Annotated in this window: 16 protein-coding genes; 4 read left to right on the forward strand and 12 right to left on the reverse strand. The window is 71.5% G+C overall.

Features of this window, described 5'->3' with window-relative positions:
- Positions 1–39 precede the first annotated feature (39 nt).
- Positions 40–1,140, reverse strand: a complete 1,101-nt coding sequence (locus tag ACWIF2_RS01080) for a citrate synthase 2 (protein WP_454357905.1) — start codon at positions 1,138–1,140, stop codon at positions 40–42.
- A gap of 284 nt (positions 1,141–1,424) precedes the next feature.
- Here ACWIF2_RS01080 and pdxH point away from each other — a divergent pair, with 284 nt between their 5' ends.
- Positions 1,425–2,093, forward strand: coding sequence for a pyridoxamine 5'-phosphate oxidase (gene pdxH, locus ACWIF2_RS01085; protein ID WP_382495268.1), 669 nt, complete (start codon positions 1,425–1,427; stop codon positions 2,091–2,093).
- A 23-nt stretch (positions 2,094–2,116) separates the two neighbouring features.
- Here the strand turns inward: pdxH and ACWIF2_RS01090 are convergent, their stop codons facing one another.
- The 9 genes from ACWIF2_RS01090 to ACWIF2_RS01130 form a co-directional block, all read right to left on the reverse strand.
- Complete coding sequence (locus ACWIF2_RS01090) at positions 2,117–2,728, reverse strand: TetR/AcrR family transcriptional regulator (protein WP_382495266.1); 612 nt, start codon at positions 2,726–2,728, stop codon at positions 2,117–2,119.
- Positions 2,716–3,450, reverse strand: a complete 735-nt coding sequence (locus ACWIF2_RS01095; RefSeq protein WP_454357906.1) for an enoyl-CoA hydratase family protein — start codon at positions 3,448–3,450, stop codon at positions 2,716–2,718. Before ACWIF2_RS01095 ends, ACWIF2_RS01090 begins: the two co-directional genes overlap by 13 nt.
- Positions 3,447–5,015: a 4-coumarate--CoA ligase family protein gene (locus tag ACWIF2_RS01100; RefSeq protein ID WP_454357907.1), complete on the reverse strand. Its 1,569-nt coding sequence runs from the start codon at positions 5,013–5,015 to the stop codon at positions 3,447–3,449. The genes ACWIF2_RS01095 and ACWIF2_RS01100 overlap by 4 nt, the downstream gene beginning before the upstream one ends.
- 35 nt (positions 5,016–5,050) lie before the next feature.
- Complete coding sequence (locus ACWIF2_RS01105; protein WP_454357908.1) at positions 5,051–6,178, reverse strand: acyl-CoA dehydrogenase family protein; 1,128 nt, start codon at positions 6,176–6,178, stop codon at positions 5,051–5,053.
- A 56-nt stretch (positions 6,179–6,234) separates the two neighbouring features.
- Entirely contained in the window at positions 6,235–8,085 is a 1,851-nt protein-coding gene (locus ACWIF2_RS01110; RefSeq protein ID WP_454358013.1) for an ATP-binding protein, read from the reverse strand.
- A gap of 8 nt (positions 8,086–8,093) precedes the next feature.
- Positions 8,094–9,692 carry an acyl-CoA carboxylase subunit beta gene (locus tag ACWIF2_RS01115; protein WP_454357909.1) on the reverse strand — a complete coding sequence of 533 codons (1,599 nt, stop codon included), beginning with the start codon at positions 9,690–9,692 and terminating at the stop codon, positions 8,094–8,096.
- Positions 9,689–11,359, reverse strand: a complete 1,671-nt coding sequence (locus tag ACWIF2_RS01120) for an acyclic terpene utilization AtuA family protein (RefSeq protein WP_454357910.1) — start codon at positions 11,357–11,359, stop codon at positions 9,689–9,691. The genes ACWIF2_RS01115 and ACWIF2_RS01120 overlap by 4 nt, the downstream gene beginning before the upstream one ends.
- On the reverse strand, positions 11,356–12,156 hold the full coding sequence (locus tag ACWIF2_RS01125) for a TIGR03084 family metal-binding protein (protein WP_454357911.1): 801 nt from the start codon (positions 12,154–12,156) through the stop codon (positions 11,356–11,358). Before ACWIF2_RS01125 ends, ACWIF2_RS01120 begins: the two co-directional genes overlap by 4 nt.
- Positions 12,157–12,418: 262 nt before the next feature.
- Positions 12,419–12,877, reverse strand: a complete 459-nt coding sequence (locus tag ACWIF2_RS01130) for a PPOX class F420-dependent oxidoreductase (protein WP_454357912.1) — start codon at positions 12,875–12,877, stop codon at positions 12,419–12,421.
- Positions 12,878–12,952: 75 nt separating this feature from the next.
- Here ACWIF2_RS01130 and ACWIF2_RS01135 point away from each other — a divergent pair, with 75 nt between their 5' ends.
- The 3 genes from ACWIF2_RS01135 to ACWIF2_RS01145 are packed head-to-tail and all read left to right on the forward strand — an operon-like array spanning position 12,953 to position 15,058.
- Positions 12,953–13,636, forward strand: a complete 684-nt coding sequence (locus ACWIF2_RS01135; RefSeq protein ID WP_454357913.1) for a formylglycine-generating enzyme family protein — start codon at positions 12,953–12,955, stop codon at positions 13,634–13,636.
- A gap of 9 nt (positions 13,637–13,645) precedes the next feature.
- Positions 13,646–14,194 (forward strand): GNAT family N-acetyltransferase, encoded by a 549-nt coding sequence (locus ACWIF2_RS01140; protein WP_454357914.1) that lies wholly within the window; start codon positions 13,646–13,648, stop codon positions 14,192–14,194.
- 21 nt (positions 14,195–14,215) lie between these two features.
- Positions 14,216–15,058 carry a phosphotransferase enzyme family protein gene (locus ACWIF2_RS01145; protein WP_454357915.1) on the forward strand — a complete coding sequence of 281 codons (843 nt, stop codon included), beginning with the start codon at positions 14,216–14,218 and terminating at the stop codon, positions 15,056–15,058.
- Here the strand turns inward: ACWIF2_RS01145 and ACWIF2_RS01150 are convergent.
- Together ACWIF2_RS01150 and ACWIF2_RS01155 are read right to left on the reverse strand one after the other, a co-directional pair.
- Positions 15,055–16,029: an EamA family transporter gene (locus ACWIF2_RS01150; RefSeq protein ID WP_454357916.1), complete on the reverse strand. Its 975-nt coding sequence runs from the start codon at positions 16,027–16,029 to the stop codon at positions 15,055–15,057. The genes ACWIF2_RS01145 and ACWIF2_RS01150 overlap by 4 nt on opposite strands.
- 149 nt (positions 16,030–16,178) lie before the next feature.
- Positions 16,179–17,315, reverse strand: a complete 1,137-nt coding sequence (locus tag ACWIF2_RS01155) for a lipid II:glycine glycyltransferase FemX (RefSeq protein WP_454357917.1) — start codon at positions 17,313–17,315, stop codon at positions 16,179–16,181.
- Between the last annotated feature and the right edge of the window lie 65 nt (positions 17,316–17,380).

Genomic DNA, 17,380 nt, shown 5'->3' on the forward strand with positions numbered 1-17,380 from the left:
AGCGCTCGGCTCCGGGCGATGGCCGTCGATGTGACGGGCTCAGTGGGCGATGTCCCCGTAGCCCTCGATCTCGCGGGGGTCGCGGCTGCCCGGGCCGACGTAGCGGGCCGAGGGGCGGACGAGGCGGCCCGTGCGCTTCTGCTCGAGGATGTGGGCGGACCAGCCGGCCGTGCGGGCGCAGGTGAACATGGACGTGAACATGTGCGCCGGGACCTCGGCGAAGTCCAGGACGATGGCCGCCCAGAACTCGACGTTCGTCGCGAGGACCCGGTCGGGGCGGCGGGCGTGGAGTTCCGCGAGGGCCGCCTTCTCCAGGGCCTCGGCGACCTCGAAGCGCGGAGCGCCCAGTTCGCGGGCGGTGCGGCGAAGGACTCGGGCGCGGGGGTCCTCGGCGCGGTAGACGCGGTGACCGAAGCCCATGAGGCGCTCGCCCTTGTCGAGGGCCTGTTTCACATAGGCCTCGGCGTCGCCCGTGCGCTCGATCTCCTCGATCATGCCGAGGACGCGGGACGGGGCGCCGCCGTGCAGCGGGCCGGACATCGCGCCCACCGCGCCGGAGAGCGCGGCCGCGACGTCAGCGCCCGTCGAGGCGATCACACGGGCCGTGAACGTGGACGCGTTCATGCCGTGCTCGGCCGCGCTCGTCCAGTACGCGTCCACCGCCGCCACGTGCTTGGGGTCCGGCTCACCGCGCCAGCGGATCATGAAGCGTTCTACGACGGACTGGGCCTTGTCGATCTCTCGCTGCGGGACCATGGGCAGGCCCTGGCCGCGGGCCGACTGGGCGACGTAGGACAGGGCCATGACGGCGGCGCGGGCCAGGTCGGCGCGGGCCTGCTCCTCGTCGATGTCGAGGAGCGGCTTGAGGCCCCAGACCGGGGCCAGCATGGCCAGGGCCGACTGGACGTCGACGCGGATGTCACCGGAGTGGACGGGGATGGGGAACGGCTCGGCGGGCGGCAGGCCGGGGTTGAAAGCGCCGTCGACGAGCAGGCCCCAGACGTTGCCGAAGGAGACATGCCCGACGAGGTCCTCGATGTCGACGCCCCGGTACCGGAGTGCGCCGCCCTCCTTATCCGGTTCGGCGATCTCCGTCTCGAACGCGACTACTCCCTCGAGCCCGGGTACGAAGTCGGACATCAGGCGGCTCCTCGTGATGTAAGTGACAGATGGTGTCTGGTGGGGTGAGACGTGTGAACCATGTGTCAGTCAGCTTGCGAAGCGGGCGGCCGTCCGGTGGATCCACGGTCGTAGCGGCGACTCGCGGCCCTGGCCGGTCTCCCCTGTGATGCCCCGTGCGGCTGGCGGTCACCCAACCCGAACGGCATCAGAACGATATCCCCGAGTGCCACCGTTGGGGAGGGTTCACGGCACTCAGTGCCACTCAGTGACGAAGGACACCGTCCATACGGCAAGATGACCGGGTGACCGACCGCGACGCCGTCCCCTTCGATCTGGCCTCGATGCGCAAGCAGTACCGGGCCGAGGGGCTCTCCGAGACCGAGCTGGCCGCCACCCCCGTCGAGCAGTTCGCGCGCTGGTTCAAGCAGGCCGCGACGGACGGCGGGCTGTTCGAGCCGAACGCCATGGTCGTCTCGACGGCCGACGCCGAGGGGCGGGTCAGCGCCCGTACCGTTCTGCTGAAGCACTTCGACGAGCAGGGCTTCGTCTTCTACACGAACTACGACTCCCGCAAGGCCCGCGACCTGGCGGAGAACCCGTACGTCTCGCTGCTGTTCCCCTGGCATCCGATGGCCCGGCAGGTCCTCGTCACCGGTGTCGCGCGGCGCACCGGCCGGGACGAGACGGCGGCGTACTTCCGGACCCGGCCGCACGGCTCACAGCTGGGCGCGTGGGCCAGCGCCCAGTCCTCCGTGATCTCCACCCGTGCCGACCTCGACCGCTCGTACGCCGAGCTGGCCGCCCGCTATCCGGAGGGCGAGCAGGTGCCCGTACCGCCGAACTGGGGCGGTTTCCGGGTGGCCCCGCAGGCGGTGGAGTTCTGGCAGGGCCGCGAGAACCGGCTGCACGACCGGTTGCGGTACGTGGAGCAGGCCGACGGGAGCTGGCGGGTGGAGCGGCTCAGTCCCTGACGGCCCACGCCTCTACAGCCCTCTCAGCCCAGCGTCTCCTCCAGCAGTCCCGCCCACTGCTCCACCACCCGTTCCCGGCGGGCCGTGTCGTCGGTGAGGAGGTTGGCGAGGCCGAGGCCGCGGGCCATGTCGAGGAGGCCCTGGACCGTTTCCCGGACGCCGGGGAGGGATTCGTCGGCGGCGAGGAGGTCGACCGCTATGCGGTGGGTCTCGCGGCCTACGCGGGATTCGAGTTCGGTGACGCGGGGGCGGAGCTGGTCCTCGTTGGAGGCGGCGACCCAGAGGTGGAGGGCGGCGCGGAAGAGGGGGCCGGTGTAGAGGTCGACGAGGGCGGCGACGACCGCGTGGCGGTCTCCGGACGCGCCCTCGGGGAAGAGGGCGCGCAGGGCGGTCGAGCGTTCCTCGGCGACGTACTCGACGGCCGCGGTGAAGAGGTCCTCGCGGGTCGGGAAGTGGTGCTGGGCGGCGCCGCGGGAGACGCCGGCGCGTTCGGCGACGACGGACACGGTGGAGCCGGCCCAGCCGTGTTCCGCGAGGCAGGCCACGGCGGCTTCCAGGAGCCGCTGCCGGGTGGCCCGGCTGCGGTCCTGCTTGGGGACTCTCTCCGCACGGTCGGCCGTGCTCACACCACCCATGCCGCATCCCGTCGTTCGAGGAAGGCCGTCATCCCCTCGCGGGCCTGCGGGGAGGAGAACAGCCGGGCCGAGAGTGCGGTCAGGTCTGCCGCGTCCCGGTCGAAGGCTTCCAGCACCCTAGCCGTGAGCAGCCGTTTCGTCTCGGCCAGGGCGTCGGGGGCGGATTTGCGCAGGCCGTCGAGGATGGGGGCCAGGGTCGTGTCCACGTCCATGCCGTGCGTGGTGAGCAGGCCCGTGCGTGTCGCCTCCGCCGCGTCGAAGCGTTCGCCGGTGAGGTAGTGGCGGGCCAGGGCGCGCGGGTCGGTGCGTGGGAGCAGTGGCAGGGAGATGACCGCGGGGGCGACGCCGATGCGGACCTCTGTGAAGGCGAAGGTGGCCTCGGTGGAGGCGGCGGCGATGTCGCAGGCGGCCAGTAGGCCGAGGCCGCCGGCGCGGACGTGGCCGGTGACGCGGGCGACGACGGGCTTGGGCAGTTCGATGATCTGCCGCAGCAGGGCGACGAGTGCGTCGGGGGGCGGGGGGTCCTTGAGGTCGGCTCCGGCGCTGAAGGTGTTGCCGGTGTGGGTGAGTGCGATCGCGCGGACGTCGGTGTCCTTGCCGGCGTCGGTGAGGGCGTCGGACAGTTCGGCGACGAGGGCCGCCGACAGGGCGTTGCGGTTGTGGGGTGAGTCGAGGGTGAGGGTCTCGATCGCACGCGCGCGGGTGCGGGTGACCAGGCTCATGTGCGCTCCCTGAGCTGTCGGCGGAGGATCTTGCCGGAGGCCGCGCGGGGTACGCCGACGATGAAGGTGACGTGCCGGATCCGCTTGTAGGGGGCGACGCGTTCGGCGACGAACATCATGATCTCCGTCTCCGAGAGGCCGGCGGCGGCCGGCTGGCGGACCACGTAGGCGTGCGGGACCTCGTTGCCGTCGTCGTCGTAGCGGCCGATGACGGCGGCGTCGGCGATGCCCGGGTGGGTGAGGAGGAGGGCCTCCAGTTCGGCGGGGGCCACCTGGAAGCCCTTGTACTTGATGAGTTCCTTGACGCGGTCGACGACGAAGAGCCAGCCGTCGTCGTCGACGTGGCCTACGTCTCCGGTGTGCAGCCAGCCGTCGGGGTCGATCATCGCGGCGGTGGCGTCGGGGCGGTCGAGGTAGCCCTTCATGACCTGGGGGCCGCGGATGAGGATCTCGCCGGATTCGCCGGCGGGCAGGTCCGAGTCGGGGTCGTCCAGGGAGACGATGCGCATCTCGGTGCCGGCGATGAGCTTGCCGACGGTTCCGGGCGGTGCGTCGCGCATCGCGTCGAGGGGGACGACGTGGGTGCCGGGCGACAGTTCCGTCATGCCGTAGGCCTGGCCGACGGGCGGCAGGCCGAGCCGCTCGGAGCAGGCGGCGGCGAGGCGGGCGTCCAGGGGTGCGGCCGCGCTGAGGATGTACTTCAGGGACGACAGGTCGTACTGGGCGACGGCCGGGTGCTTGGCGAGGGCCAGGACGATCGGCGGGGCCACGTAGAGGCCGGTGATGCGGTGGTTCTGGATGGCCGCGAGGAACTGTTCCAGGTCGAAGCGGGGCAGGACGACGACGGTGGCGCCCTTTCTGAGGGGCGCGTTCATCAGTGCCGTGAGCCCGTAGATGTGGAAGAACGGCAGGACGGCGAGGATGCGGTCGCCGGGGCCCGCGGGTATCGCCCCGTCGAGCTGGGCGAGGTTGGTGGCGATCTGCCGGTGGGTGAGCAGCACGCCCTTGGGTGTGCCGGTGGTCCCGGAGGAGTACGGGAGGGCCGCCACGTCCTCGGCGGGGTCGATGTCGATCACCGGCTCGGGGGCGGTGGAGGCCAGCATGTCGATGAGGGAGCGGTGGCCGGTGGCGCTGTCGCACACGAAGATCTCGTGTACGCCGCCGGCGAGTTCGGCTGCCCGGCGGGCGATGTCGAGCAGCGGTGAGACGGTGACGATCCAGCGGGCCGCCGAGTCCGTGAGCTGCTTGGCGAACTCCTGGGCGGTGGCGAGCGGGTGCACGGTGGTGACGGTGGCGCCCGCGCGGGTGGCGGCGTAGAAGGCGGTGGGGAAGGCGATGGTGTTGGGGCTGTGCAGGGCGAGGACGTCGCCCTTGCGCACTCCGGCCTCGGCGAGCCCGGCGGCGACGCGCCGGTGGAAGCGGTCGACCTGCTCGTAGGAGAGGGTGGTGCCGTCGGTGCCGTCGATCAGCGCCGGGGTGCCGCCGAACTCCGTGGCTCTGGCGAGGACCGCCTCGTGGATGGGCAGGTCGACGGGCGGGACGTCTGCGTACTCGCTGCGGAACATGGTTCCTCCTCGCGCGCGGGGCGTCTCTGCCCGTCTCAGTACGACTTGGGCAGGCCCAGGGTCTGGTGGGAGACGTAGTTGAGAATCATCTCCCGGCTCACCGGTGCGATACGAGCCACGCGCGCGGCCGTTATCAGCCGCGCCAGGCCGTACTCGCGGGTGAGGCCGTTGCCGCCGAGGGTGTGCACGGCCTGGTCCACGGCCTTCACACAGGCCTCGCCGGCCGCGTACTTGGCCATGTTGGCGGCCTCTCCGGCGCCCGTGTCGTCGCCCGCGTCGTACAGGTGGGAGGCCTTCTGCATCATCAGGCGGGCGAGTTCGAGCTCGATGTGCGCCTGGGCCAGGGGGTGGGCGATGGCCTGGTGGGCGCCGATGGGGGTCTTCCAGACCTGCCGGTCGCGGGCGTACTCGATGGCTCGCGCGAGCGCGTAGCGGCCCATGCCGATCGCGAAGGCGGCCGTCATGATGCGCTCGGGGTTGAGGCCGGCGAAGAGTTGCAGCAGGCCCGCGTCCTCGTCGCCGACGAGGGCGTCGGCGGGCAGCCGTACGTCGTCGAGGGTCAGCTCGAACTGCTTCTCGGCGGCGTTGAGTTCCATGTCGATGGGGCGGCGGCCGAACCCGGGGGTGTCGCGCGGGACGATGAACAGGCAGGGCTTGAGACTGCCGGTGCGGGCGTCTTCGGTGCGGCCGACGATGAGGGTCGCGTCCGCGATGTCCACGCCGGAGATGAAGACCTTGCGGCCGGTGAGGATCCAGTCGCCGGTGTCCTGGTCGCGGCGGGCGGTGGTGGTGATGCGGTGGCTGTTGGAGCCGGCGTCGGGTTCGGTGATGCCGAAGGCCATGAGGCGGGAGCCGTCGGCGAGGGCGGGGAGCCATGCTTGTTTTTGGGCGGCTGTGCCGAAGCGGGCGATGACTGTGCCGCAGATTGCCGGTGAGACCACCATCATGAGGAGGGGGCAGCCGGCTGCGCCGAGCTCTTCCAGGACGAGGGAGAGTTCTGTGATGCCGCCGCCTCCTCCTCCGTAGGCCTCGGGGAGGTTGACGCCCAGGTAGCCCAGTTTGCCTGCTTCTGACCAGAGTTGGGTGGGGTCGGATCCTTGGCCGTGGCGTTTGCCCAGGGTTGAGACGGCTTGTCGTAGGGACTTGTGGTCTTCGGTGTCCATGAGGAGTCCTTTCGGGTGCGGGTGCGTTGTGGCTTGTCGCGCAGTTCCCCGCGCCCCTAAAAGCCTTCTGTTACCACTGCCAGCAACATGCCCGGCTCTACCTGTTGGCCTGGTACGGCGTGCAGCTCGCTCAGCGTTCCTGTGACCGGTGCTGTGATCTTGTGCTGCATCTTCATCGCCTCCAGCCAGAGGAGGGGGTCGCCGGCCTTGACGGGGGCTCCTGCGGTGAGGCCGTCGGCTACTCGGACGACCGTGCCCGGCATGGGGGCCAGGAGGGAGCCGGGGGCGTGCTGGGCCATTGGGTCGGGGAAGCGGGGCAGGGCCGTGAGGGCGGTGGTGTTGACGTAGACGTGGTCGTCGTAGCGGGCCACCTCGAACTTGCGCTGTACGCCGTCGACTTCCAGGAGTACGAGGTGCTTCTCGGCGTGCACCACCCGCACTCCGTCCGCCTCCAGGCCCGTGCGGGTGTGGTGGTAGCGGACCTCGTGCTCCTCCCCTGCCATCGCATAACGCTTGACCTGCGGCTGTGAAGGAACGTTGCGCCAGCCGCCGAAGCGGGAGCGCGGGCCGGTGTGGGCGTCGGCGAGGGCCGCGGCCAAGGGGGCGTGCGGGTCGGTGGCGGGGGTGGTCAGTTCCGGCAGGTGGCGGTCGTAGAAGCCGGTGTCCATGCGGGCCGCGGTGAACTCGGGGTGGCGCAGGGAGCGGACCAGGAGGTCGCGGTTGGTGACGGGGCCGTGGAGCACGGCCCGTTCCAGGGCGGAGGAGAGTTTGCGGAGGGCCTCCGCGCGTGTGGGGGCGTGTGCCACGACCTTGGCGAGCATGGGGTCGTAGTGGACGCCGATGTCGTCGCCGTCGGTGTAGCCGGTGTCCAGGCGAACGCGCTCCGGCAGGGACAGACGGTGCAGGCGGCCGGTCTGCGGGGCCCAGTGGCGGGACGGGTCCTCTGCGTACAGGCGGGCTTCGACGGCGTGGCCACGCGCGCGTGGCGGCTCGTCGTCGAGGGGGTGGCCTTCGGCGATCCGGAGCTGTTCGGCGACCAGGTCGAGGCCGAACACGGCTTCCGTCACCGGGTGTTCGACCTGGAGCCGGGTGTTCATCTCAAGGAAGTGGGCCCTGCCGTGGGCCACGAGGAACTCGACCGTGCCGGCGCCCACGTAGTCGACGGCTCGGGCGGCCCGTACGGCGAGGGTGCTCAGCTCCTCCTGGAGTTCCTCGGGGAGTCCGGGTGCCGGGGCCTCCTCGACGACCTTCTGGTGGCGGCGCTGGAGGGAGCAGTCGCGGGTGCCGAACGGCAGGATCGTGCCGTGGGTGTCGGCGAGGATCTGGACCTCGACGTGGCGGCCGTTCTCGACGTACGGCTCGACGAAGACCTCGCCGTCTCCGAAGGCGCTCGCGGCTTCGGCGCGTGCGGAGGCCAGTTCGGCTTCCAGGTCCGCGAGTCGTCGTACGACGCGCATGCCGCGTCCGCCGCCGCCCGCCGCCGCCTTCACCAGCACGGGCAGGTCGGCTTCGGTGACGTGGGTGAGGGGCTGGATGCCCATGAGCTGCTTGGCGCGGGTCTTGGACGCCATGGCCTCGATGGCCTCGGGGGGCGGGCCGATCCAGGTCAGGCCCGCGTCCTGGACGGCCCGGGCGAAGTCGGCGTTCTCGGAGAGGAAGCCGTATCCGGGGTGGACGGCGTCCGCTCCGGCCGCGACGGCGGCCTTCACGATCAGGTCGCCGCGCAGATAGGTGTCGGCGGGCGTCTCCCCCGGAAGTCGTACGCTCGCGTCGGCCACGCGCGCGTGGAGGGCGCCCTCGTCCGCGTCCGAGTGGACGGCGATGGTGCGGATGCCCAGTTCGCGGCAGGTGCGGAAGACACGGCAGGCGATCTCGCCGCGGTTCGCCACCAGTACAGAAGTGATCATCATCAGCCTCACATCCGGAAGACGCCGAAGCCACCGCGGGCGCCCTCGTACGCCGCCGTGTGGATGGCCGACAGGCACAGGCCGAGGACGGTGCGGGTGTCGCGCGGGTCGATGACGCCGTCGTCGTACAGCCGCCCGGACAGGAACATCGGCAGCGACTCGGACTCGATCTGCTGCTCCACCATGGCGCGCAGCGCCGCGTCCGCCTCCTCGTCGTACGGCTGTCCCTTCGCCGCCGCCGACTGCCGGGCGACGATGGAGAGGACACCCGCGAGCTGCTGGGGGCCCATGACGGCCGACTTGGCGCTGGGCCAGGCGAAGAGGAAGCGGGGGTCGTAGGCCCGTCCGCACATGCCGTAGTGGCCGGCGCCGTAGGAGGCGCCCAGCAGGACGGACAGATGGGGGACGCGGCTGTTGCTGACGGCGTTGATCATCATCGCGCCGTGCTTGATGATGCCGCCCTGCTCGTACTCCTTGCCGACCATGTAGCCGGTGGTGTTGTGCAGGAAGAGCAGCGGGATGTCGCGCTGGTTGGCGAGCTGGATGAACTGGGCGGCCTTCTGGGACTCCTCACTGAAGAGGACCCCTTGGGCGTTGGCGAGAACGCCGACCGGGTAGCCGTGCAGGGTGGCCCAGCCGGTGGTCAGGCTCGTGCCGTAGAGCGGTTTGAACTCGTCGAAGTCGGAGGCGTCGACGATGCGGGCGATGACCTCGCGCGGGTCGAAGGGGCTCTTCAGGTCACCGGGGACGATGCCGAGCAGTTCGTCGGCGGAGTACTTGGGGGGTTCGGCCGGGCCCGGATCGTCGTAGGCCTTGCGGTGGTTGAGGCGGGCGACCACGCGCCGGGCCTGGCGGAGCGCGTCGGGCTCGTCGACGGCGAAGTAGTCGGCGAGGCCGGACACACGCGCGTGCATCTCGGCGCCGCCCAGGGACTCGTCGTCGCTCTCCTCGCCGGTTGCCATCTTCACCAGCGGCGGGCCGCCGAGGAACACCTTCGCCCGCTCCTTGACCATGATCACGTGGTCGGACATGCCGGGGATGTAGGCGCCTCCGGCGGTGGAGTTGCCGAAGACGACGGCGACGGTCGGGATGCCGGCCGCCGAGAGCCGGGTCAGGTCCCGGAAGATCGCGCCGCCCGGGATGAAGATCTCCTTCTGGGACGGCAGATCGGCTCCCCCGGACTCCACCAGGCTGATGCAGGGGAGCCGGTTGGCGAGGGCGATGTCGTTCGCGCGCAGGGCCTTCTTCAGCGACCAGGGGTTGCTCGCTCCGCCGCGCACGGTCGGGTCGTTGGCGGTGATCAGGCACTCCACTCCCTCGACGACACCGATGCCGGTGACGAGGGAGGCGCCGACGGTGTAGTCGCTGCCCCAGGCGGCCAGCGGGGACAGCTCCAGGAAGGGCGTGTCGGGGTCGAGGAGCAGCTCGATGCGTTCGCGGGCGAGGAGTTTGCCGCGCTTGCGGTGCCGCGCCACGTACTTCTCGCCGCCGCCCGCGAGGGCCTTGGCGTGTTCGGCGGTCAGCTCGTCCAGCTTGGCGAGCATCGCCTCGCGGTTGTCCCGGTAGTCGGGGCTCTTGGGGTCGAGCGCGGAGGTCAGGACGGTCACAGCAGGGCCTCCGGTATGTCCAGGTGGCGGGAGCGCAGCCATTCGCCGAGGGCCTTGGCCTGCGGGTCGAAGCGGTGCTGGGCGGCGACGCCCGCGCCGAGGATGCCCTCGACGACGAAGTTGAGGGCGCGGAGCCGGGGCAGGACGTGCCGGGTGACGTTCAGCTCGCGGCTCTCGGGGATGAGCTGCTGGAATCTGTCGGTCGTCAGCTCGTGGGCGAGCCAGCGCCAGGCCTCGTCCGTGCGGGCCCACACACCGACGTTGGCGTTGCCGCCCTTGTCTCCGCTGCGGGCGCCCGCGACGAGGCCGAGGGGGGCGTGCCGGGTGGGGCCGGGTGGCAGGGGGGCCGGGAGCGGGGGGTCGGGCAGCCGGTCGAGTACGAGGGTGTCGTGGGGCGGCGGCACATGGACTCTGCGCCCACCATCCAGGACGGCCACGTGGTCGACGGCCCCATGGGGGACGTACACATCCTCGAAGACCCCATAGGGCGCGCCCTTCCCCGGTGGTGCCAGCACGTGGAAGCCGGGATAGCTGGCGAGCGCCAGCTCTACAGCCGCCCCGCTCAGCGCCCGCCCGACGGTCTCCTGGTCCGGGTCCCGTACGACGAGCCGCAGCAACGCGCTCGCCGACTCTTCGCTCGGAGCGTCCGGCCGGTCGGTGCGGGCCAGCTCCCAGCGCGCGTCGGCGACCTTGCCGAGGGCGGGTTCCAGTTGCTCCCGCACCAGGGCGGCCTTGGCCTCGATGTCGAGGCCGGTGAGCACGAAGACGACCTCGTTGCGGAAGCCGCCGAGCTTGTTGAGCCCGACCTTGAGGGTGGGCGGGGGCGCCTCTCCGCGCACGCCGTCGATCCGGACCCGGTCGGGCCCGTCCTGGCCGAGCCGTACGGTGTCCAGGCGGGTGGTGACGTCGGGCCCGGCGTACCGGGCGCCTGCCGTCTCGTACAGCAACTGGGCGGTGACCGTGCCGACGTCGACGAAGCCGCCGGTGCCGGGGTGCTTGGTGATGACGCAGCTGCCGTCCTCGTGCAGCTCGGCGAGCGGGAAGCCGGGGCGCCGGACGTCGCCGTCCCGGAAGAAGGCGTAGTTGCCGCCCGTGGCCTGCGCCCCGCACTCCAGGACGTGCCCGGCGACGACGGCCCCCGCGAGCCGGTCGTAGTCCGTTTCCCCCCACCCGAAGTGCGCGGCGGCGGGCCCGGTGACGAGGGCCGCGTCCGTCACCCGCCCCGTGACGACGATGTCCGCGCCCTCCCGCAGACACGCCGCGATGCCGAACCCGCCGAGGTAGGCGTGGGCGGCGAGGCTGCCGGGGTGGTCGGCGGTGAGATCATCGCCCTCGACATGGGCGACGCGTACGGGGATGCCGAGCCGGTCGGCCAAGTTCCGCACGGTGTCGGCGAGTCCGGCCGGGTTGAGCCCGCCGGCGTTGGTGACGATCCGGACGCCCCGCTCATGGGCGATGCCCAGGGAGTCCTCCAACTGCCGCAGGAACGTGCGGGCGTACCCGGCGGCCGGGTCCTTCAGCCGATCGCGACCGAGGATCAGCATGGTGAGCTCGGCGAGGTAGTCGCCGGTGAGGACGTCGAGTTCGCCGCCGGTGAGCATCTCGCGCAGGGCGTCGAAGCGGTCGCCGTAGAAGCCGGAGGCGTTGCCGATGCGCAGGGTGGTCACCCGGGCTCTCCCTTCTGCTTCGGCATACGGCCGCTGCCCGGCGGTCCCGCGAAGGCCTGCGCGAGGTCCAGCCAGCGGTCGGCGTCGGGTCCTTCGGCGCGCAGGGCGAGGTCGGCGCGGTGGGCGCGCTGGGTGACCAGGAGGCAGAAGTCGAGGGCGGGGCCGGTGACGCGCTGCGGGGCGTCCTCGGGGCCGTACGTCCACAAGTCGCCTGAGGGCGCGCGCAGTTCGACGCGGAAGGTGTCGGCCGGCGGAGTCAGCCCGTGCACGCCGTAGGCGAAGTCGCGGGTCCGTACCCCGAGCCAGGCCACATGCCGCAGCCGGTCGGTGGGTGGGCGCACCACACCCAGGGCGTCAGCCACGTCCTGCCCATGGGCCCAGGTCTCCATAAGACGGGCCGTCGCCATGGATGCGGCCGACATGGGCGGGCCGTACCAGGGGAAGCGCGCCTTGGGCGGGGCTGCCCGCAGCGCCTTGTCCAGTGCCGTACGGCCGTCACGCCACCGTGCGAGCAGCGCGGCGGGCGGGAGTCCGACGTCCTCCTCGGCTCCCTCGTCGACGAAGGAGCCCGGTGCCGCGAGCGCCTTCTCGACCAGGGCGCGGAAGCCGTCGGCGTCCGTGACGGCGAGCAGGGCCGAGCGGTCGGTCCAGGCGAGGTGGGCGATCTGGTGGGCGACGGTCCAGCCGGGGGCGGGGGTGGCCAGCGCCCAGGGCGGCGCGCTCGATCCGGCCACGAGGCGGTCGAGTTCCTCGCTCTCCTCGCGCAGGTCGTCGATCACGGGCGTCGGATCGGACACGGGCGCTCCCCTCGGGGCACGGCGGTGTGCGGGTGATGCGGGGTGGTGCGGCGTGCTGAGGAGCATGGCAGTGGGGTCAGAAACAATCAAGCATGCTTGCATGAAAATGTGCGATGGCTGAAAGCGTGCTCATTGGCGGCGCGATCAATACACTCCCAGTCGCGCTCGTTCCATTGGTCGGTCATCGGGGGAGAAGCAGTGGGCGGGATCCTGGTGCGCTGAGGCGGCTCGCGGACCCGGTCGATCTAGCCGGTGATTCGGTCTATCCGGCGATGTCGAGCGCGGTCCCGTACAGCCGGTCCACATTCAGCCGGACGACCACCCGGCGTTCGGCGACCAGTTCCTCCAGGAACGCGTCTTCGTCCTCCGGCTTCGCGCCCTGCGGGATCATCCCGAGCAGTTCCCGCCCGACCGCGTCACCGGGAACCGTCGTGACATCGGAGACCTCGGCCTCGCCTTCCGCGACGGCGAACGACCAGACGTCACCGCCCTGCACATGCAGTGCCGCGCGCGGGTCGCGTCTCAGATGCTTGACCTTGACGCGCTCGGCCGTCGTCGAGAACCGCACGATACGAGCCTCGGGGTCCCAGCTGTAGACCATGGTCGTCAGATGGGGACGGCCATCACGCTTGACACTGGCGAGCGTGCCGAACTGCTGCTTGCCGAGAAGGCCGGAGAGGGCTTCGTCGGACAGGGGGCGGGGGCCGGGGCGTTGAGTCATGGACGGGTCAACTTCGGTGTCGGCTTGGATATTTCATGGCGGACGTCAATAGGCTTACCTCACAGGGGGGTTGGTGTGAGCGTGGAGAACGGGTTGGTCGCCGTCCCGGCCGGGGCGGTCACGCTGTCCGACCGGCGGACGCAGCGGAGTTGGACGACCGAGGTCGAGGACTTCTGGATGTCGGCGTTCCCCGTCACCCAGGAGTGGTACGCCCAGGTCACCGGCGAGCGGCCCAGTACCGCTCGTGGGGAGCGGCTGCCCGTCGAGGGTGTGTCGTGGTGGGACGCGGTCGCCTTCTGCAACGCCCTCTCGGTGGCGGAGGGTTTGGCACCCGCGTATCGCACGGGTGTCGAGGCCGAGGCCGTCGAGTGGGACGCCTCCGCCGACGGGTACCGGCTGCCGACCGAGGCCGAGTGGGAGTACGCCTGCCGTGCCGGCAGTGCCGGGCCGCGTTACGGCCCGCTCGACGAGGTCGCCTGGTACCGGGGGAACTCGGACGAGCGGATCCATACCGTGGGCGGCAAGCAGGCCAACGCATGGGGCCTGTACGACATGCTGGGCAACGCCTGGGACTGGTGCTGGGACCTCTACGACGCCGAGGTCTACGGCACGTACCGGGTGTTGCGGGGCGGCGGCTGGTCCGACGAGCACTGGAGCTGCCGGGCCTCGGTGCGGCGCCGTAGCCATCCGACGTTCCGGATCGACGACGTGGGGTTCCGCGTCGCGCGCTCGGCGGTGTCGGTGAGCCGTGGGCGATAGGTTGCCGCCATGACCGAGTTAGGACCCGGCGCCTGGCCGCCCGCCCCGATGAAGACCGAACGGCTCCTGCTTCGCGAGTCCGAGGGCCGGGAACGTGCGGCGTTCATCGAGCTGTTCGCCTCGCCGGAGGTGGGCACTTACATCGGCGGGTCTCGGCCGCGTGCGGAGCTCGAACGCGCGGTGCCCGAGGTGCCCGGGCGGCGGCCCGGCCTTTTCGTGGTCGAGCTCGACGGAGTGATGGTCGGCATGATCACGCTCGACCGGCGCGACGCGGAGCGTCCGGGCCATGTGCGTCCGGACGGCGGGGAGAGCGAACTCGGTTATCTGTTCCTGCCGGAGGCGTGGGGACGCGGGTACGCCGCCGAGGCGTGCGCGGCGGTACTCGACTGGTTCGCCGGCGTGCTTCCCGGCGAGCCGGTGGTGCTCTGCACCCGGACCGCCAATGACCGCGCGATGCGTCTCGCGGCGAAGCTGGGGTTCACCGAGGTGGAGCGGTTCGAGGAGTACGGCGCCGAGCAGTGGTTCGGCGTGTGGTCCTCGGCCGCGCCGTCCGACTGAAGGAGAGAGGGGCCGGCGAGGATGCAGGCGTCAGAGATCCGGCGTGCGGTGGCCGCGGCCATGTCGACCGCCTCAGACCTTGGACTAGCGGCCGACGACGCGATCGTTCTTCATGACTCGAACAAGCTCACTCTGCGTCTGCTGCCCTGTGACGTCCTGGCCCGGGTGGCTCCGGCAGCGGATCAGATCGCCGAGTTCGAGGTCGAGCTGGCGCGGCGGCTCGCCGAAGCCGGGTGCCCGGTCGCCGCTCTCGAGCCACGAGTGGAGCCACGCCCGTATGAGCGTGCCGGCTTCGTCATCACGCTGTGGACCTACTACGAGCCCGTATCCCTTCGCGAGGTCTCGCCGGCCGACTACGCCCACGCGCTCAAGCGACTGCATACGGGCATGCGCGGGCTCGACGTCCCGACGCCGCACTTCACGGACCGGGTCGAGCAGGCCCGACGGCTCGTGGCGGACCGCGACCGCACCCCGGCGCTCGCCGACGCGGACCGGGAACTGCTCGGCGACACGTTGCGACGCATGAGGCAGGTAATCGGCGAGCGCGGCGGCGCCGAGCAGTTGCTGCACGGCGAGCCGCACCCCGGCAATCTGCTCAGCACGGGGAAAGGGCTGCTGTTCATCGACCTCGAGACGTGCTGCCGTGGGCCCGTCGAATGGGACCTCGCCCATGCGCCCGAGGAAGTCGGCGAGCACTACCCGGGTGTCGACCAGGACCTGCTGCGCCAGTGCCGGATCCTCGTGCTCGCGGTGATCACGACGTGGCGCTGGGATCGGGGCGACCAGCTTCCGGACGGGCGCCGACTGGGTGTCGAGTGGCTCGGCCAGATCCGGGCTGCACTCGATGACGAGGTCTCGCCCTAGCCCTCCAGCCCCGTGCTCTCCAGCGCCGCCGTCTTCTTGCGCCCCCGGCCCCGGCCCACCTGCGTACGCACCGCGCCCATGCTCGCCGCGACGACGAGGGCGATCGCGGCGGCCTCCATGGCGGAGAGGGCCTGGTCGAGGATGAGGAAGCCGGCCGTCGCTGCGATGGCCGGCTCCAGGCTCATCAGGATCGCGAAGGTGGAGGCGGGCAGGCGGCGCAGGGCGAGGAGTTCGAGGGTGTAGGGCAGGACCGAGGAGAGCAGGGCCACCGCCGCGCCCAGGCCCAGCGTCACCGGGTCGGCCAGCTTCGTCCCCGACTCGGCGATGCCCAGGGGCAGGAACAGCACAGCGCCGACCGCCATCGCCAGGGCCAGTCCGTCCGCCTGCGGGAAGCGGCGGCCCGTGCGGGCGCTGAAGACGATGTACGCCGCCCACATGGCGCCGGCGCCCAGGGCGAAGGCCGCTCCCGTGGGGTCGAGGCCGCTGAAGCCTCCGCCGCCGAGGAGGAAGACACCGGCGAGGGCGAGTGCCGCCCACACCAGGTTGATCGCGCGGCGGGAGGCGAGGACCGAGAGGGCGAGCGGGCCGAGGACCTCCAGGGTGACCGCGGGGCCCAGTGGGATGCGGGCGACGGCCTGGTAGAAGAGGCCGTTCATCGCGGCCATGGTGATGCCGAAGACGACGACCGTGCCCCAGTCGGTGCGCGAGTGGCCACGCAGTCGCGGACGGCAGACCAGCAGCAGGACGACCGCCGCCACGAGCAGGCGCAGCGCCACCACCCCGAGGGCGCCCGCCCTCGGCATCAGGGTCACCGCCAGCGCGCCGCCGAACTGCACGGAGATGCCGCCCGCGAGCACCAGGCCCACGGGCCCGAGGGATCCGAGACGGCCGGGGCCGCCGGACGGGGAGGGCGTGGCGGCCGTCGCGGACTGGGGTGTGGTGGCGCTGGCAGGGGTGGCTGGCGTGGTCACGGGCGGTCCTGTGCTGGTCGGGCTCCGGGTGCGGGCTGTGCGTACACCGGCCTGCACTCCACGTACATCCCGATGTACTCCTCAGTCCACAGTAATGGACTCAGTCAGGTGCGTGAAGCCCTTTTGCCTCTGTCTCGGGCTCTGAGACGTCAGCGCCGGGACAGGTAGAGGCTGAACGCCTTGTACAGCAGCCGGTTGAGGGGGTACTCCCATTCGCCGAGATACTCGACGGCCTCGCCGCCGGTGCCCACCTTGAAGCGGAGCAGGCCCAGCAGATCGCTGGACTCCTCCAGGGTGTCGGTGATGCCGCGCAGGTCGTAGACGGCGGCGCCGAGTGCGTGGGCGTCGGTCATCATGCGCCACTGCACGGCGTTGCTCGGCTGGACCTCGCGCCTGCGGCTGGTGGAGGCGCCGTAGGAGTACCAGACGTGGGCGCCGACGGTCAGCATGGTCGCGGCGGCGAGCACCTCGCCGTCGTGGTACGCGAGGTAGAGCCGCATACGGTCGGGGTGTTCGGCGGTGAGCGCCCTCCACATGCCCTGGAAGTAGGACAGCGGGCGTGGGATGAACCCGTCCCGCTCGGCGGTCTCGCCGTACAGCTCGTGGAAGGCCGGCAGATCCTCGAGGTCGCCGCGTACGACCTTCACACCGGCCTTCTCCGCCTTCTTGATGTTGCGCCGCCACTGCTGGTTCAGGCCGCGCTCGATGTCGTCGAGCGACCGGCCCGCGAACGGCACCTGGAAGACGTACCGGGGCTGCCCCGCGGCGAAGCCGCTCTCGCCGCCGGCCTCGGTCCGCTGCCAGCCCATGCGGCGCAGGTCCTCCGCGATCCGGCCGGCCCGCGGGTCGTACGACGTCGCCCGCACGTCCCGCAGCCGCCCGGCGGCCGGGTCCGCGATCCCCGCCTTGACCGCCTCGGCGCTCCAGCGGCGCACCGCGACCGGCGGGCCCATCCGCACGGCGAAGGCGCCCCGGCGTCTCAGGTGCGCGAGCATCGGCTCCAGCAGCAGCTCCAGGCCGGGCTCGTGCCAGTCGAGGAGCGGGCCCTCGGGCAGATAGGCGAGGTATCTCCGCAGCCCGGGCAGCTGCGGCCCCGGCAGCGGGCGCAGCAGGACCAGCCCCGCGCCGACGAGCCGCCCGACCGCGTCGAACCAACCCAGGCTCTCAGCCCGCCAGTCGGGCTTCACCTCGCCCCAGGACGGGACCTGTGTGTGGCTGGCGGAGGGGCGGGCCGCGACGAACGCGAGGTGCTCCTCACGGGTGATCGGCTTGACGCGGACGCTCATACGCGGGCTCCTTCGAGTGGCTGGTCCAGCGAGCCTAGGAGCGCCCCCGGCCCTCCTCCGGCTCA

It is taken from the genome of Streptomyces sp. NPDC055506, from assembly GCF_053643595.1.

Excerpts from the sequence above, each read along its gene's own strand:
- ACWIF2_RS01145 (WP_454357915.1), top strand. The coding sequence starts at position 14,216 with ATGCAGGCGTCAGAGATCCGGCGTGCGGTGGCCGCGGCCATGTCGACC.
- ACWIF2_RS01130 (WP_454357912.1), bottom strand. The coding sequence starts at position 12,877 with ATGACTCAACGCCCCGGCCCCCGCCCCCTGTCCGACGAAGCCCTCTCC.
- ACWIF2_RS01095 (WP_454357906.1), bottom strand. The coding sequence starts at position 3,450 with ATGAGCCTGGTCACCCGCACCCGCGCGCGTGCGATCGAGACCCTCACC.
- ACWIF2_RS01100 (WP_454357907.1), bottom strand. The coding sequence starts at position 5,015 with ATGTTCCGCAGCGAGTACGCAGACGTCCCGCCCGTCGACCTGCCCATC.
- ACWIF2_RS01140 (WP_454357914.1), top strand. The coding sequence starts at position 13,646 with ATGACCGAGTTAGGACCCGGCGCCTGGCCGCCCGCCCCGATGAAGACC.
- ACWIF2_RS01105 (WP_454357908.1), bottom strand. The coding sequence starts at position 6,178 with ATGGACACCGAAGACCACAAGTCCCTACGACAAGCCGTCTCAACCCTG.
- ACWIF2_RS01155 (WP_454357917.1), bottom strand. The coding sequence starts at position 17,315 with ATGAGCGTCCGCGTCAAGCCGATCACCCGTGAGGAGCACCTCGCGTTC.
- ACWIF2_RS01110 (WP_454358013.1), bottom strand. The coding sequence starts at position 8,085 with ATGATCACTTCTGTACTGGTGGCGAACCGCGGCGAGATCGCCTGCCGT.
- ACWIF2_RS01090 (WP_382495266.1), bottom strand. The coding sequence starts at position 2,728 with ATGGGTGGTGTGAGCACGGCCGACCGTGCGGAGAGAGTCCCCAAGCAG.
- ACWIF2_RS01080 (WP_454357905.1), bottom strand. The coding sequence starts at position 1,140 with ATGTCCGACTTCGTACCCGGGCTCGAGGGAGTAGTCGCGTTCGAGACG.